The 14,446-nt window shown below is 61.7% G+C and carries 16 protein-coding genes; 12 read left to right on the top strand and 4 right to left on the bottom strand.

All coding sequences use genetic code 11. From position 1 onward, the window contains the following. Window positions 1–12 precede the first annotated feature (12 nt). Entirely contained in the window at window positions 13–474 is a 462-nt protein-coding gene (locus BM317_RS13970; RefSeq protein WP_092170779.1) for a hypothetical protein, read from the bottom strand. Window positions 475–1,531: 1,057 nt separating this feature from the next. Between BM317_RS13970 and BM317_RS13960 the strand changes: the two genes are divergently transcribed. The 11 genes from BM317_RS13960 (at window position 1,532) to madM (ending at window position 10,060) form a co-directional block, all read left to right on the top strand. After that, on the top strand, window positions 1,532–2,161 hold the full coding sequence (locus tag BM317_RS13960; protein ID WP_092170787.1) for a nucleotidyltransferase domain-containing protein: 630 nt from the start codon (window positions 1,532–1,534) through the stop codon (window positions 2,159–2,161). Further along, a complete protein-coding gene (locus BM317_RS13955) occupies window positions 2,124–2,549 on the top strand; it encodes a hypothetical protein (RefSeq protein ID WP_092474656.1) in 426 nt (141 codons plus the stop codon). The genes BM317_RS13960 and BM317_RS13955 overlap by 38 nt, the downstream gene beginning before the upstream one ends. A 258-nt stretch (window positions 2,550–2,807) precedes the next feature. Beyond that, window positions 2,808–4,478, top strand: coding sequence for a malonate decarboxylase subunit alpha (gene mdcA, locus BM317_RS13950; RefSeq protein ID WP_092474653.1), 1,671 nt, complete (start codon window positions 2,808–2,810; stop codon window positions 4,476–4,478). Next, window positions 4,479–5,354, top strand: coding sequence for a triphosphoribosyl-dephospho-CoA synthase (locus BM317_RS13945; protein WP_092474650.1), 876 nt, complete (start codon window positions 4,479–4,481; stop codon window positions 5,352–5,354). After that, window positions 5,354–5,653, top strand: a complete 300-nt coding sequence (locus BM317_RS13940) for a malonate decarboxylase subunit delta (protein WP_003206454.1) — start codon at window positions 5,354–5,356, stop codon at window positions 5,651–5,653. The genes BM317_RS13945 and BM317_RS13940 overlap by 1 nt, the downstream gene beginning before the upstream one ends. Beyond that, window positions 5,646–6,497, top strand: a complete 852-nt coding sequence (locus BM317_RS13935; RefSeq protein WP_092474647.1) for a biotin-independent malonate decarboxylase subunit beta — start codon at window positions 5,646–5,648, stop codon at window positions 6,495–6,497. The genes BM317_RS13940 and BM317_RS13935 overlap by 8 nt, the downstream gene beginning before the upstream one ends. After that, a complete protein-coding gene (mdcE, locus tag BM317_RS13930) occupies window positions 6,494–7,297 on the top strand; it encodes a biotin-independent malonate decarboxylase subunit gamma (RefSeq protein WP_092474644.1) in 804 nt (267 codons plus the stop codon). The genes BM317_RS13935 and mdcE overlap by 4 nt, the downstream gene beginning before the upstream one ends. Then, entirely contained in the window at window positions 7,291–7,914 is a 624-nt protein-coding gene (locus tag BM317_RS13925; protein WP_170842333.1) for a malonate decarboxylase holo-ACP synthase, read from the top strand. Before mdcE ends, BM317_RS13925 begins: the two co-directional genes overlap by 7 nt. Then, window positions 7,911–8,831, top strand: coding sequence for a malonate decarboxylase subunit epsilon (mdcH, locus tag BM317_RS13920; RefSeq protein WP_092170809.1), 921 nt, complete (start codon window positions 7,911–7,913; stop codon window positions 8,829–8,831). Before BM317_RS13925 ends, mdcH begins: the two co-directional genes overlap by 4 nt. A 66-nt stretch (window positions 8,832–8,897) precedes the next feature. Continuing rightward, window positions 8,898–9,290, top strand: coding sequence for a malonate transporter subunit MadL (madL, locus tag BM317_RS13915; RefSeq protein WP_092170813.1), 393 nt, complete (start codon window positions 8,898–8,900; stop codon window positions 9,288–9,290). 5 nt (window positions 9,291–9,295) lie between these two features. Next, window positions 9,296–10,060: a malonate transporter subunit MadM gene (madM, locus tag BM317_RS13910; protein WP_092170832.1), complete on the top strand. Its 765-nt coding sequence runs from the start codon at window positions 9,296–9,298 to the stop codon at window positions 10,058–10,060. 140 nt (window positions 10,061–10,200) lie between these two features. Here madM and BM317_RS13905 read toward each other — a convergent pair whose 3' ends face one another. Then, entirely contained in the window at window positions 10,201–11,115 is a 915-nt protein-coding gene (locus BM317_RS13905; RefSeq protein WP_060740224.1) for a LysR family transcriptional regulator, read from the bottom strand. 246 nt (window positions 11,116–11,361) lie between these two features. Between BM317_RS13905 and BM317_RS13900 the strand changes: the two genes are divergently transcribed. Then, window positions 11,362–11,979 (top strand): PAQR family membrane homeostasis protein TrhA, encoded by a 618-nt coding sequence (locus BM317_RS13900; RefSeq protein ID WP_060740225.1) that lies wholly within the window; start codon window positions 11,362–11,364, stop codon window positions 11,977–11,979. 64 nt (window positions 11,980–12,043) lie between these two features. Here BM317_RS13900 and BM317_RS13895 read toward each other — a convergent pair whose 3' ends face one another. Together BM317_RS13895 and BM317_RS13890 are read right to left on the bottom strand one after the other, a co-directional pair. Next, window positions 12,044–12,763 carry a 16S rRNA (uracil(1498)-N(3))-methyltransferase gene (locus tag BM317_RS13895; RefSeq protein ID WP_092177029.1) on the bottom strand — a complete coding sequence of 240 codons (720 nt, stop codon included), beginning with the start codon at window positions 12,761–12,763 and terminating at the stop codon, window positions 12,044–12,046. A 207-nt stretch (window positions 12,764–12,970) separates the two neighbouring features. Next, window positions 12,971–14,377, bottom strand: coding sequence for an adenosylmethionine--8-amino-7-oxononanoate transaminase (locus BM317_RS13890; RefSeq protein ID WP_092474641.1), 1,407 nt, complete (start codon window positions 14,375–14,377; stop codon window positions 12,971–12,973). Window positions 14,378–14,446 lie beyond the last annotated feature (69 nt).

Genomic DNA, 14,446 nt, shown 5'->3' with positions numbered 1-14,446 from the left:
GTAACCAAGCCCTCAGAGTTTTGGCCCGAAATAGATATCGTCGAATTCGATGGCAAACGGCGATAAGTTTCGAGACCCGGTGAACCCGATCCAGACTTCCTTTTTAGGTGGCAGATAGAGGAGACGTTCCTGTATCTTCACCCATGTATTGACCGGCGTCGTAGTTTCCACTGCTATTTGGTTTGCCGCCAATCTATCGGGATCGGTGATTGTCATATAGAAGTATTCTGACGGCGCGCTCGGGATACGATAATTAAAATGAAAATACAAGGTCGTACCGGGCTCAAAGTCAAATATTTTACGGAGTCCCGGCTGCACTTTTGCGTAGTCGAACATGTTTACCTGACCACTCCAATAACCATTTTTCCCTTCCGTCTTCAGTTCACCTTTCGATGCTCCGGGGCCGTTCTCCCATCCATTCCACTTAGCCTCTTCGGTATCGCCCTCAAATCTGGTCCAAGGTATATAAGCCATGATGTTTTCCTTTGTCGAGTGACGGCGTTCCAAGAACGCTACGAGTTGATTAGGCGCTGCAATTAGAGGGCTGGATACTGTCAACATTGTCAGGTCGGAGCCATTACCGATCAGTGGTCTCGCACTGATCGGCCGACTTCAGTTCAGGGTCACTCTCCTACAGTGTGCCTTTCAGCCCGATGCGTAGCGTTGTCTGAACCCGTGGCGAGGGAGCTTGCTCCCGCTGGGCTGCGAAACAGCCCCAAAAAAAGCGTCAAGCTTTTTCGGTTACCCTGATATCGTCGAACTCGATTGCCCACTGTGGCGGGTTGATGGTGCCTGCGCCGCGCCAGGCCGATCCATATTTCCTTCGCCCCGCTGAAAAGAGGCAAGCCGTCTTGTGTGGAATTCAGCCATTGGTTTAGTGGGGGGTGGCTATCTACAGATGTACTGAACCGGCTGGTTGGGAAACTGGGTGAGGTCACTCCGATCAAGAAATGCTGGCCGAGTTCTGGTGCTTTTTTAATACAATATTGAAACTGAACCAAGATGATCTTTTGGCTGGCTACGGCCTTATATAGGCTTTCTTGAGAGCGGGTTCGAATCGTTCGACGGATCCCATATCTACCAACCCAGCCCAGTAGATGTTCGAATCCTTGTCCTTACCAATCTCCCATGCCCTGGCGTGGGCTCCGGATCCTGTCGTCCATCCATTCCAGTTTTTGTCATCGAACGATGTGTAATCTTCAAAAGCCATGTTGTTTTTCCCCATGAAGACGTGACAGATCGACCAGTGCGAAGCCCATTGGGCGCTGTAAACGGCAAGTTGACTACTGTCAGTCCTAACAGGTCGAAAGGCCGAGCCGACAGATGGCCATGTCAAAACACTCAGCCGGTTTATTGGTGAAAGCTTGCTCGCAATGGGGACAGCCCCCAACCTCAATGTTGACTGACCCATCGCCACCGCGAGCAGGCTCGCTTCACAGAAGTCCAGGCGCTTACGTTTAATGCCACTTCCAACTTGATAAGTCCCAAAAAGGGACCTATCGTTCCCTTTTTGGGACTTGTGGCCTTTTCTATGAATCATCTCTCTCTAAGCGATGCCTTGTTCACGGCCACTCAGCAACGGGTCCTGGGCCTGTTGTTCGGTAAACCGGATCAAAGTTTCTATGCCAATGAAATTGCTCGCTGGGCTCAAGTCGGCAAGGGCAGTCTCATGCGGGAGTTGGAGCGTTTGCAAAACTCAGGGATCTTGATGATGACTCGTCAGGGCAATCAAACCCATTACCAAGCCAATGTGAACTGCCCGATTTACGCGGAACTGTTGGGCATCGTTCAAAAAACCATGGGTATAGCGGAACCGTTGCGCCAAGCCTTGCAGCCGTTTTCCAGGCAGTTGAGTTGGGCATTCGTCTACGGTTCCGTCGCCAAAGGCCAGGCGAACGCATCCAGTGACATAGATCTCATGCTGATCGGCGAAGGCCTGCACTACAGTGAAGTGATGGAGCGGCTTATGCCTCTGGAAGAGAAACTGGGCCGTCCTCTTAACCCTACGCTCTACACGCCCCAGGACTGGGCCGCAAAATTTGCGGCGGGTAACAGCTTCGTGGTTCGGGTAGCGCAGCAGGACAAGATCAACTTGCTGGGTGAAGACCCTTTGGAGTCCAAGGATGGGCAAGCAGGAAAGCCTGGAAAATCTGTTACGTAGCGGCAGCCTCAAAGCAGAACCGCCGGATCGCCAGGAATGTGAGGGCTTGGTGCGTTCTGCAATGGACCGCCTGACAGATGCGCAAACAGTGTCCCTTTCGTTTGCCAGTCGATTCGACCTGGCGTACAACGCCGCCCATGCCGCCGCCCTTACGGCGTTACGTTTGAGCGGCTATCGTTCGGACAAGCGTTATCTGGTCTTTCAATGCCTGGTTCATACGGCGGATGTCACCAAAGTGCAGGTCCGGCTATTCGCCCTATGCCATGAGCGGCGCAACCTTGCCGAGTACGAGGGCTACATGGATGAAGATGACGCGCTTCTTATCCAACTGATTGAGAGTGCGGTAGAACTGCTCGAACGGGTTCGGCAATTGATGAGTATGAGTTGATCCCTGCTGGCCGCTACAAAATCCAAAGCCAAACGCAATCCTTGTGGGGGCTAGCTTGCTTGCTCGCGATAGCGGACTGTCTGCCGGCTCAGTGTTGACTGATCCACCGTCATCGCGAGCAAGCTCGGCTCCCACAGGGGACTGGGTCTTTTTCCTCACCATTACTCCAACCGTAACGATCCGCTGCTGAGCTTGATTGATGCCCTCGCCACAACACTCCTAAGGTAACCCCCACGACAGCGAACCCGTGGAGTGGTCATGACAACAACAATATCCCCCGACTCGCGCTGGACGCGGCGGCGCAGCGAGAAGCAGCGGCGTCTCGGGCTGGTGAAGGGGCTTGCCGATGGAGTGGTGTTGCCCACCGACAGGATCGTCGCGGCGCTGGAGGCGTTGATCCTGCCCGGCGACCGTGTGGTGCTGGAGGGCAATAACCAGAAGCAGGCGGATTTTCTCTCGCGCTCGCTGGCGAAAGTCGACCCTTCGAAGTTGCACGATTTGCACATGATCATGCCCAGCGTCGGCCGTTCCGAGCATCTGGACCTGTTCGAGCGCGGCATTGCCCGCAAGCTCGACTTCTCCTTCGCCGGCACCCAGAGCCTGCGCATCAGCCAATTGCTGGAAGACGGCCTGCTGGAAATCGGCGCGATTCATACTTACATCGAGCTGTATGCCCGGCTGGTGGTGGACCTGATCCCCAACGTGGTGCTCTCGGCCGGTTTCATGGCCGACCGCGCCGGCAATATCTACACCGGCCCCAGCACCGAAGACACGCCGGCGCTGATCGAGCCGGCGGCGTTCAGCGACGGGATTGTCATTGTCCAGGTCAACCAGTTGGTGGATGACGTCAGTGACCTGCCACGGGTGGATATCCCGGCGTCCTGGGTCGATTTCGTGGTGGTGGCCGACAAGCCGTTCTACATCGAGCCGCTGTTCACCCGCGACCCGCGCCACATCAAGCCTGTGCACGTGTTGATGGCGATGATGGCGATCCGTGGAATCTACGAAAAGCACAACGTCCAGTCCCTCAATCACGGCATCGGTTTCAACACCGCCGCCATCGAATTGATCCTGCCGACCTACGGCGAATCCCTCGGCCTGAAGGGCAAGATCTGCCGTAACTGGACCCTCAATCCGCACCCAACCCTGATCCCGGCCATCGAAAGCGGCTGGGTCGAAAGCGTGCATTGCTTTGGCACCGAGTTGGGCATGGAAAACTACATCGCCGCGCGACCGGATGTGTTCTTCACCGGTCGCGATGGCTCGCTGCGTTCCAACCGCATGGTCTGCCAACTGGCCGGGCAATACGCGGTGGACCTGTTCATCGGCGCCACCCTGCAAGTGGACGGCGACGGTCATTCCTCAACGGTGACCCGTGGCCGCTTGGCCGGTTTCGGTGGTGCGCCGAACATGGGCCACGATCCGCGGGGTCGCCGCCACGGCACGCCGGCCTGGCTCGACATGCGCCACGGCGATGGTGACGCGCCGTTGCTCGAGCGTGGCAAGAAACTGGTGGTGCAGATGGTCGAGACGTTCCAGGAGGGCGGCAAACCGACCTTCGTCGAGACCCTCGATGCGGTGGACGTGGCGAAGAAAGCCGGCATGCCCCTGGCGCCGATCATGATCTACGGCGACGACGTCACCCACCTGCTGACCGAAGAGGGCATCGCCTACCTGTATAAGGCTCGTTGCCTGGAAGAGCGCCAGGCGATGATCGCCGCCGTGGCTGGGGTCACCGCCATCGGTTTGCGCCATGATCCGAAAGACACCGCGCGCATGCGCCGCGAAGGGTTGATCGCCTTGCCCGAAGACCTCGGCATTCGCCGGACCGACGCCACCCGCGAGCTGCTTGCAGCCAAGAGCGTGGCCGATCTGGTGGAGTGGTCCGGTGGCCTCTACAACCCGCCCGCCAAGTTCAGGAGCTGGTAAATGCACGCCTTCAACCTGCAACCGAAAAAACTGTCCTTGGCCGAACGTCTGGCGGACATGGCGGTGGATGCACTGATCGACGAAGCCGACCTGTCACCTAAACCGGCCTTGGTGGACCGTCGCGGCAATGGTGCCCATACCGATTTGCACTTGGGCCTGATGCATGCTTCGGCGCTGTCGCTGTGGCCGGCGTTCAAGGAAATGGCCGAAGCCGCCCTCGATTGCGGCGAGATCGGCCTGCCGTTGCGCGAAGCCCTCGGCCGGATCGGCCGTGAGGGCGAAGCTGCGATGCTCGTCACCACGGGCGGAGTGAACACCCACCGAGGCGCGATCTGGGCCTTGGGCTTGCTCGTGGCCGCTGCGGCGCTGGAACCTGAATCCAGTGTCGCCAGCGCCGTTGCTTTACGTGCCGCCCGCCTGGCCTTGCTCAACGACCGTTATGCGCCCCAACCCTTGAGCCACGGCGCCCAGGTCGCCCAGCGCTACGGCGTGCGCGGTGCCCGGGAAGAGGCGCAACTGGCGTTCCCGGCGGTGACCGGCCTCGGCCTGCCGCAACTCAAGCGCAGCCGCGCGGCGGGGGCGGGTGAGCAGAACGCTCGGCTCGATGCCTTGCTGGCGATCATGACCACCCTGGCCGACACCTGCGTGCTCTACCGCGCTGGCGAGCCGGGTTTGCAGGCCATGCAACAAGGCGCCAGAGCGGTGCTCGATGCCGGTGGCAGTGCGAGCCTGGGCGGTCGTCGCCAATTGCACGCGCTGGATCAACAACTGATTGCCTTGAACGCCTCGCCCGGCGGCGCTGCCGACCTGCTCGCCGCCTGCCTGTTCCTCGATCGTATCGAGCGCGGCGATGGCCTCTTCCCAGGAGTGTGCTGATGGAAACCTTATCCTTTGAATTCCCCGCCGGGCAGCCGCCACGGGGCCGGGCGCTGGTGGGCTGCGTCGGCTCGGGCGACCTGGAAGTGCTGATCGAACCTGGCTTGGCGGGCAAGCTGACGATCCAGGTGCAGACCTCGGTCAATGGCAGCGAGCAACGCTGGCAACATCTGTTCGCCCGCATGTTCGACGGTCAGACGCCACCGGCCCTGTCCATCGACATCCACGATTTCGGCGCCACCCCCGGCGTGGTGCGTCTGCGCCTGGAACAAGGCTTCGAGGAGATCGGCCATGACTGACAGTACAGCGCTGCTCAACAAGCACAGCTTCGTCGAACTCGGTGCCCGGCAACGGGCCAAGGCCTTGCTCGATGACGGTACGTTCCGCGAATTGCTCGATCCCTTCCAGCGCATCATGTCGCCCTGGCTGCTGCGCCAGGGCGTGGTGCCGCAAAGCGACGACGGCGTAGTGATCGCCAAGGGCAGCATTGATGGCCTGCCGGTGGTGATCGCCGCCATCGAAGGCGCGTTCCAGGGCGGCAGCCTCGGTGAAGTCGGCGGGGCGAAGATTGCTGGTGCGTTGGAGCTGGCCGCCGAGGACAACCGCAAAGGCATCCCAACCTGTGCCGTACTGCTGCTGGAAACCGGTGGCGTGCGGTTGCAGGAAGCCAACCTCGGGCTGGCGGCGATTGCCGAGATTCATTCGGCGATTGTCGACCTGCGCCAATACCAGCCGGTGGTCGGCGTGGTGGCCGGCAGTGTCGGCTGCTTCGGCGGCATGTCCATCGCCGCCGGGCTGTGCAGTTATCTGCTGGTGACCCAGGAAGCCCGGCTGGGCCTGAACGGCCCACAAGTGATCGAACAAGAGGCCGGGATCGACGAATACGATTCCCGCGACCGACCCTTCATCTGGAGCCTGACCGGAGGCGAACAGCGTTTCGCCACCGGCCTGGTGGACCGTTACGTCGCCGATGACGTGGCGCGGATCCGCCAGCAGGTCAGCCAACTGCTGCACCTGGGCGTTCCCGTCGAACACCGCAGCGGCCAGGCCGAACTGTTCCTGCAACGCCTGGAGCGGTTGGACACCGGCGTGCAAATCGAACCGGCCACGGTTCGTCAGCTGTATCAGGGAGAACGCTCATGAGCTCGTATTCGTTGAGAGGCTTGCGCTGGTTCGAGGCCTTGAGTGGCGGCGCCAAACCGTTGGAAGGATTGCCTGCTTCGTTGAAAGTCGCGGACGTCACGCTGGGCGGGCAACACGTGCGCCTGCTGGCGGTGGTGGCGGATCCCGACAGTCGTTTTCCCCGGGCGCGCAATGGCGAAGTCGGTTTGCTCGAGGGTTGGGGCCTGGCCAAAGCCGTGGACGATGCCATCGACGCCGACCGCGATGCCACCCACAAGCGTGCGTTGATCGCGATTGTCGATGTACCGAGCCAGGCCTATGGCCGGCGCGAAGAAGCCCTGGGCATTCATCAGGCCTTGGCCGGTGCGGCGGACAGCTATGCCCGTGCGCGACTGGCCGGACATCCGGTGATTGGCTTGCTGGTGGGCAAGGCGATGTCCGGGGCGTTCCTGGCCCACGGCTACCAGGCCAACCGACTGATTGCACTGCGTGATCCGGGGGTGATGGTCCACGCCATGGGCAAGGCCTCGGCGGCGCGGGTGACCTTGCGCAGTGTCGAAGAGCTTGAAGCCTTGGCCGCCAGCGTGCCGCCGATGGCCTACGACATCGACAGTTTTGCCAGCCTGGGCCTGCTGTGGGAAACCTTGTCGGTGGAGCAGATCGAGCAGCCCTGCGCGACCGATCTGGCCCGGGTCACCGATTGCCTGCAACAAGCGATCATCGATGTCGCCAATGCGCCTCGCGACTTGCGCAGCCGCCTCGGTGCGACCCATCGGGCCGCCTCCAGCACGGTTCGTCAATTGTTGAGCGCGCAGTGGTGAACGGGTTCCTGGCCCATGACCTGCTCTGGGGAATGACGCCGGAGCACTTGCCTGCGGATGCGCCACGCTGGGCCGTCGAGAGCCTCGGCCTCGGCCAACCGGTGGTGGTGCGCCGGGCGTTGACCTTGCCCGGGGATGTCGCGGTGGGCGTGCGCGGGCGCTCCAGGGCGCAGCGTTACGCCACGTCGATGCCGATGGCTGCGATCCAGCGCCGGGTGCGCCCGGAGGACCTGTGCCAGGTCGAGTCGCCGCGCGATCTGCCGGCCCTGCACGCCCTGGCCCGGCTACGCCCGCTGCTCGATGGCAGTGGCTGGACCTGGGGCGTCAGCGGCAGCGCCGGGTTCGAACTCGCCAGCGGCATCGAGGCGCTGCACGAGCGCAGCGACCTGGACCTGATCCTGCGCACACCGCACTGTCTGGATCGTCTCCAGGCCAGGGATTTGCTGGCGCTACTGGATGCTTCGGTATGCGCCGTGGACATGCAGTTGCAAACGCCTTGCGGCGCCGTGGCCCTGCGGGAATGGGCGGGTTCGTCGCCTCGAGTCTTGCTCAAGGACGATGTTCAGGCCCGGCTGGTGAGCGACCCCTGGCAGCCTTGCGTGGAGCAGGTCGCGTGAGCAGCCTCTTCGTCTTTCCCGGCCAGGGTGCGCAGCGCGTGGGCATGCTCCATGGGCTGGCGCCGCTGATCCTGGACGAGGCGGGGGATGTGCTCGGTGAAGACGTCTTGCGACTGGACAGCGCCGAGGCGTTGCAATCGACCCGCGCCGTGCAGCTGTGCCTGCTGATCGCAGGCGTGGCGGCGGCCCGTCGATTGCTGGAACAAGCCCCCGCGCCGGATTATGTGGCAGGGCTGTCCATCGGTGCATATCCGGCGGCGGTCGTTGCCGGGGCGCTGGGCTTCGAGGATGCGCTGCGGCTGGTCAGCCTGCGGGGTGAGCTGATGCAGCAGGCGTATCCGCAAGGCTACGGCATGAGCGCGATCATCGGCCTGGATCTGGCGGCAGTAGAAGCCTTGCTGGAGCAGGTGCACGGTGAAACGACGCCGGTCTACCTGGCCAATATCAATGCCGATAATCAGGTGGTCATTGCCGGCAGCGACGAAGCCATGCGCCTCGTCGCTGAGCGGGCCCGCCGCCAAGGCGCCGCCAAGGCCTGCCGGTTGGCGGTGAGCGTGCCGTCCCACTGCCCGTTGCTGGAGGTCCCGGCGCGGACATTGGCCCAGGCATTCCTCGATGTGCCGTTGAAAACACCGACGCTGGGCTATCTCAGTGGCAGCCGCGCCCGACCGGTGACCAAGACCGATGCTCTGCGCGACGACCTGGCCTTTAACATGTGCCGCGTGGTCGATTGGCGCGGCACCGTGCAAAGCGCCTACGAACGCGGCGTGCGGCTACAGATCGAACTGCCACCCGGCGCGGTACTCACCGGGCTGGCGCGCCGGGTGTTCGAGCAGGGCACCGTCATTGCCTTCGACGGTGCCCGGCTCGATACCTTGCAGGCGCTGTTGCGTGAGGAGGGAAGCCGCCAACCCTAGACACCGACTCAAGCTGGCGAAGCACAAAAACAACAACTTCGACGATGCACTTTGAGGACTACGACAATGATTATTTACGGTGTGGCGTTTCTGGCCTTTTGTACCCTGGCGGGTATTTTTATCGGCGAGCTGCTGGGCAAATTGATTGGCGTGCCGGCCAACGTCGGCGGCGTCGGCATTGCGATGCTGCTGTTGATCGGCCTGGGCAGTTATCTGGGCAAGCGTGGCCTGTTCAAGGGTAAGTCCGAGGCCGGCGTGGAATTCTGGAGCGCGGTCTACATTCCCATCGTGGTGGCGATGGCGGCGCAGCAAAACGTCTACGGTGCGCTCAAGGGCGGACCTATGGCGATCCTGGCTGGCACCTTGGCAGTGGTGATTGCCTTCGCGTTGGTGCCGGTGCTGGTGCGCATTGGCAACAAAGATTCCCAGGCCGATGTTTCCGTTAAGACGGTCGGGTGATTGCCATGTACGAATCCATGATGAAAGTCATCACCGGCTACGGCCTGATCAGCGGCTTCGCCATTGTCGGCATCACCATGTGGGTGTCCTATTGGATCAGCAACACGTTCACCAAAGGTCGGTTGCATGGCTCGGCCATCGCCATTCTGCTTGGGCTGGTGCTCTCCTACATAGGCGGGGCAATGACTGGCGGGCAGAAGGGCGTGGTGGACATTCCCCTGCTGTCTGGGATTGGCCTGCTGGGCGGTGCCATGCTGCGGGACTTCGCCATCGTCGCCACGGCGTTCGGCGTGAGCATCGAAGAACTCAAGCGTGCCGGTTTCGTTGGCGTGCTGGCGTTGTTCGTCGGTGTCGGTACGTCATTCATTGCCGGTGTCGGCGTGGCGATGGCCTTCGGTTATACCGATTCGGTGAGCTTGACCACTATCGGCGCGGGGGCGGTGACCTATATCGTCGGGCCGGTGACCGGGGCGGCTATCGGTGCCAGTTCCGAAGTGATGGCGCTGTCCATTGCCGCTGGGTTGATCAAGGCGATCCTGGTGATGGTGGCGACACCGTTCGTGGCACCGATGATTGGTCTGAATAATCCCCGCAGCGCGGTGATCTTCGGTGGCTTGATGGGCACCTCCAGCGGCGTGGCCGGTGGTTTGGCGGCCACTGATCCGAAGCTGGTGCCCTATGGCTGCCTGACGGCGGCGTTCTATACGGCGCTTGGGTGTCTGCTGGGGCCTTCGTTGTTATTCCTGATCATGCGGGGGTTGATCGGATAGGGCTTAGGCTTTTTGCTGACAGGGCTGGCCTCATCGCGAGCAAGCTCGCTCCCACACAGGTTTTGTGTCGTACTCAGATGTTGGGGATGACACAAATCAATGTGGGAGCGAGCTTGCTCGCGATGGGGGGCGGCACGATTTCAGGCCTGGCGATTGGCATACATCCGGCACTCGGCCAACAGCGCCAGCAGGTTCGGATCCCGTTCCTTGGCCTTGAGAAACACTACGCCGATGTGCTGCTGCAAGCGGTACTTTTCCTGCAATGGGATCAGTTTCACCCGGTTTTCATACACCGCCGCGATCCGGCCGGGCAGCAAGGCATAACCCACCCCGGAGCTGACCATGCTCAGCAGGGTGAAGATGTCGTTGACCTGCATCGCCACCTTCGGCTCGAACCCCGCCTGCTTGAACACCCGAATCCCGTCCTGATGTGTGGCGAAACCCTGGGTCAAGGTGATGAATGTCTCGTCGCGAACCTCGGCCAGGTCGACTTCGCTGCGCTGGGCAAAGGGTGAGTCGGCTGGCGTGGCGAGGAAGATGTCATCGGAAAACAGCGCAATCTGCTCGCAGTCCGGGTCGTTGACGCTGTCGTCCAGGGACACCAGGATCGCATCGACCTCCATGTTCTTGAGCTTGTACAGCAGGTCGATGTTGGAACCCATGATCAGGTCTATATTGAGTTCGCTGCGGCGGATCTTCAGGCCCATGATCAGTTGCGGCACGGTCTTGACCGTCAACGAATACAGCGAGCCGAGCTTGAAGCGCTCGGCGGAGAACCCGGCGGCTTCACGGGTCAGGCGCACGCTGTCGACCACGTCCTGGATCAGCTTCTGCGCCCGCTCTTCCAGCACGTAAGCGCTTTCCAGCGGTGTGAGGTTACGCCCTTCGTGCTTGAACAATGGGCAGCGCAGGGCGCTTTCCAGCGAGTGAATGGCCCGGTGCACACTGACGTTGCTGGTCTGCAACTCGGCCGCTGCCCGCGCCAGGTTGCCGGTGCGCATGAAGGCCAGGAACACCTCCAGTTTCTTCAGGGTCAATTCTTCGTCGATCAGCATGGGGCGGACTCTTATTCGTATCGCCCGATTGTGCCCCAATTGGCCTAGGGATGTGATCGTTCCCACGCTCTGCGTGGGAACGCCTCAATGGACGCTCCGCGTCCGCTTTGGGACGCGGAGCGTCCCGGGCTGCATTTCCACGCGGAGCGTGGGAACGATCATCCAATGATTAAATCAACAAACATTGCACTTTGCAGCGCCAAGCCTGAGCCTTGGCGTCTGTTTTGGAATGTGAGGGGGGATTGGATGTATCACGGGGAACGACTCAACGCCTGGACGCACCTGGTCGGGGCGGTCGCGGCTTTTATCGGGGCGGTGTGGCTGCTGGTGATTGCCGGGATGGCCGGCGATCCGTGGAAGATCGTCAGCGTGGCCATCTATGGGTTCACCTTGCTGGTGCTGTACAGCGCTTCGACGGTCTACCACAGCGTGCGCGGGCGCAAAAAGGAAATCATGCAGAAGGTCGATCACTTTTCGATCTACCTGCTGATCGCCGGCAGTTATACGCCGTTCTGCCTGGTGACCCTGCGCGGGCCGTGGGGCTGGACGTTGTTCGGGATCGTCTGGGGGCTGGCCGTGATTGGTATCTTGCAGGAGATCAAGCCGCGTTCCGAAGCGCGGATCCTGTCGATCGTGATCTACGCCGTGATGGGCTGGATCGTGCTGGTGGCGGTCAAGCCCCTGCTGGCGGCCCTGGGCAGCACCGGGTTCGCCTGGTTGGCCTCGGGCGGCGTGTTATACACCGTCGGCATCATCTTCTTCGCCCTCGACCACCGGCTGCGCCACGCCCATGGCATCTGGCACCTGTTCGTGATCGCCGGCAGCCTGCTGCACTTCGTGGCGATTCTGTTTTATGTGCTCTAACTCATGACCACCACCAAACCACTGTGGGAGCGAGCAAGCCCGCTCCCACATTATCCGCAGGACACTAGAAATCCCCCCACAACTGCTGCGCCACGGCCAGGGCCACCACCGGCGCGGTTTCGGTGCGCAGCACGCGTGGGCCGAGGCGGGCGGCCTGGTAGCCGGCGGTCTTGGCCTGCTCGACTTCGGCATCCGACAACCCGCCTTCGGGACCGATCAGGAAGGCCAGGGTCGACGGTTTGTCATGACTGACCAGCGGCTCGGCCACCGGGTGCAGCACCAGCTTCAGTTCGGCCTCGGCCTGCTTCAACCAGTCAGTCAGCAGCAGCGGCGGATGAATCACCGGCACGGTCGAGCGCCCGCACTGCTCGCAAGCACTGATCGCCACCTGGCGCCAGTGCAGCAGGCGCTTGTCGGCGCGTTCGTCCTTGAGGCGCACTTCGCAACGTTCGCTGAAAATCGGCGTGATCTCGCTGACCCCCAGCTCCGTGGCTTTCTGGATCGCCCAATCCATGCGCTCGCCTCGGGACAGGCCCTGGCCGAGGTGGATACGCAACGGCGATTCAAGTTGTCCGGCGAACTGCTCGTCCAACTGCACCCGCACGCGCTTTTTGCCGACTTCGGCCAACGTGCCGCGAAACTCCTGGCCGGAGCCATCGAACACTTGCACCGCATCGCCCTCGGCCATGCGCAGCACCCGGCCGATGTAATGGGCCTGGGCTTCGGGCAGTTCGTGGTCGCCGAGGCTCAGGGGGGCGTCGATGAAGAAGCGGGACAGTCTCATGTCGAATCTCTGAAAAAGTTAATGGTGCTATGGATGCTCCCGGCACCTGTGGCGAGGGGATTTATCCCCGCTGGGCTGCGAAGCAGCCCCAAATACATCCAACGCGATTTGCCTGAAGCACCGGGGTATCCGGTTTTAGGGCTGCTGCGCAGCCCAGCGGGGATAAATCCCCTCGCCACAATAGTGTTCCAACAAGAAGACCGAGGTTCAGCCCGGATCACGATAGCCCGGGTGAAAATCCTTCGGCACCGCCACACTGACCTTGTCCCGGGTGGCGATGTCGATGCCTTCACTGGCCACTTCGGCGAGAAAGTCGATCTGCTCCGGGGTGATGACATACGGCGGCAGGAAGTACACCACGCTACCCAACGGCCGCAGCAACGCACCGCGCTCCAGGGCATGCTGGAACACCGCCAGGCCACGCCGTTCCTGCCACGGATACGCGGTTTTGCTGGCCTTGTCCTTCACCATCTCGATGGCCAGCACCATGCCGGTCTGGCGTACTTCGGCGACGTTCGGGTGATCGGCAAGGTGCGCGGTGGCGCTGGCCATGCGTTGGGCCAGGGCCTGGTTGTTTTCGATGACGTTGTCTTCTTCGAAGATATCCAGCGTCGCCAAGGCCGCCGCGCAGGCCAGCGGGTTGCCGGTGTAGCTGTGGGAATGCAGGAAGGCGCGCAGGGTCGGGTAGTCGTCGTAGAACGCGCTGTAGACCTCGTCGGTGGTCACGCACGCCGCCAGCGGCAGGTAGCCGCCGGTCAGGGCCTTGGACAGACAGAGGAAGTCCGGCGTGATGCCGGCCTGTTCACAGGCGAACATCGTCCCGGTGCGGCCAAAGCCGACGGCGATTTCGTCATGGATCAGGTGCACGCCATAGCGGTCGCACGCCTCGCGCAATAACTTCAGGTACACCGGGTGGTACATGCGCATGCCGCCGGCACCCTGGATCAGTGGCTCGACGATCACCGCCGCCACCGTGTCGTGGTGCTCGGCCAGGGTCTGCTCCATGGCGGCGAACATCGCGCGCGAATGTTCCTCCCAGCCCATGCCCTCGGGGCGGTGGTAGCAGTCGGGGCTCGGTACCTTGATCGTGTCCAGCAACAGCGCCTTATAGGTCTCGGTGAACAACGGCACATCACCCACCGACATCGCCGCGATGGTTTCGCCGTGGTAGCTGTTGCTCAGGGTGACGAAGCGCTTCTTGTCCGGCCGGCCGCGATTGATCCAGTAGTGGAAGCTCATCTTCATCGCCACTTCGATGCAGGACGAGCCGTTATCGGCATAGAAGCACCGGGTCAGGCCCTCGGGCGTCATCTTCACCAGGCGCTCGGACAGTTCGATCACGGGCTGATGGCTGAAGCCGGCCAGGATCACATGCTCCAGCTGATCGACCTGGTCCTTGATGCGCTGGTTGATGCGCGGGTTGGCATGGCCGAACACGTTGACCCACCAGGAACTGACGGCATCGAGGTAGCGCTTGCCTTCGAAATCTTCCAGCCACACGCCTTCACCGCGCTTGATGGGGATCAGTGGCAGCTGTTCGTGGTCTTTCATCTGGGTGCAGGGATGCCATAGCACCGCGAGGTCGCGTTGCATCCACTGGTTATTCAGGCCCATTTACAGTCTCCTCGAGGCGGCTCGCGGCGGGCGCGGGCAAAACAATCGCGCAAGCCTATGCAATGGCGG

This window comes from Pseudomonas sp. NFACC24-1 (genome assembly GCF_900115235.1).
Lineage (GTDB): Bacteria > Pseudomonadota > Gammaproteobacteria > Pseudomonadales > Pseudomonadaceae > Aquipseudomonas > Aquipseudomonas fluorescens_AA.
This window is presented reverse-complemented; position numbering and strand designations above follow the sequence as displayed.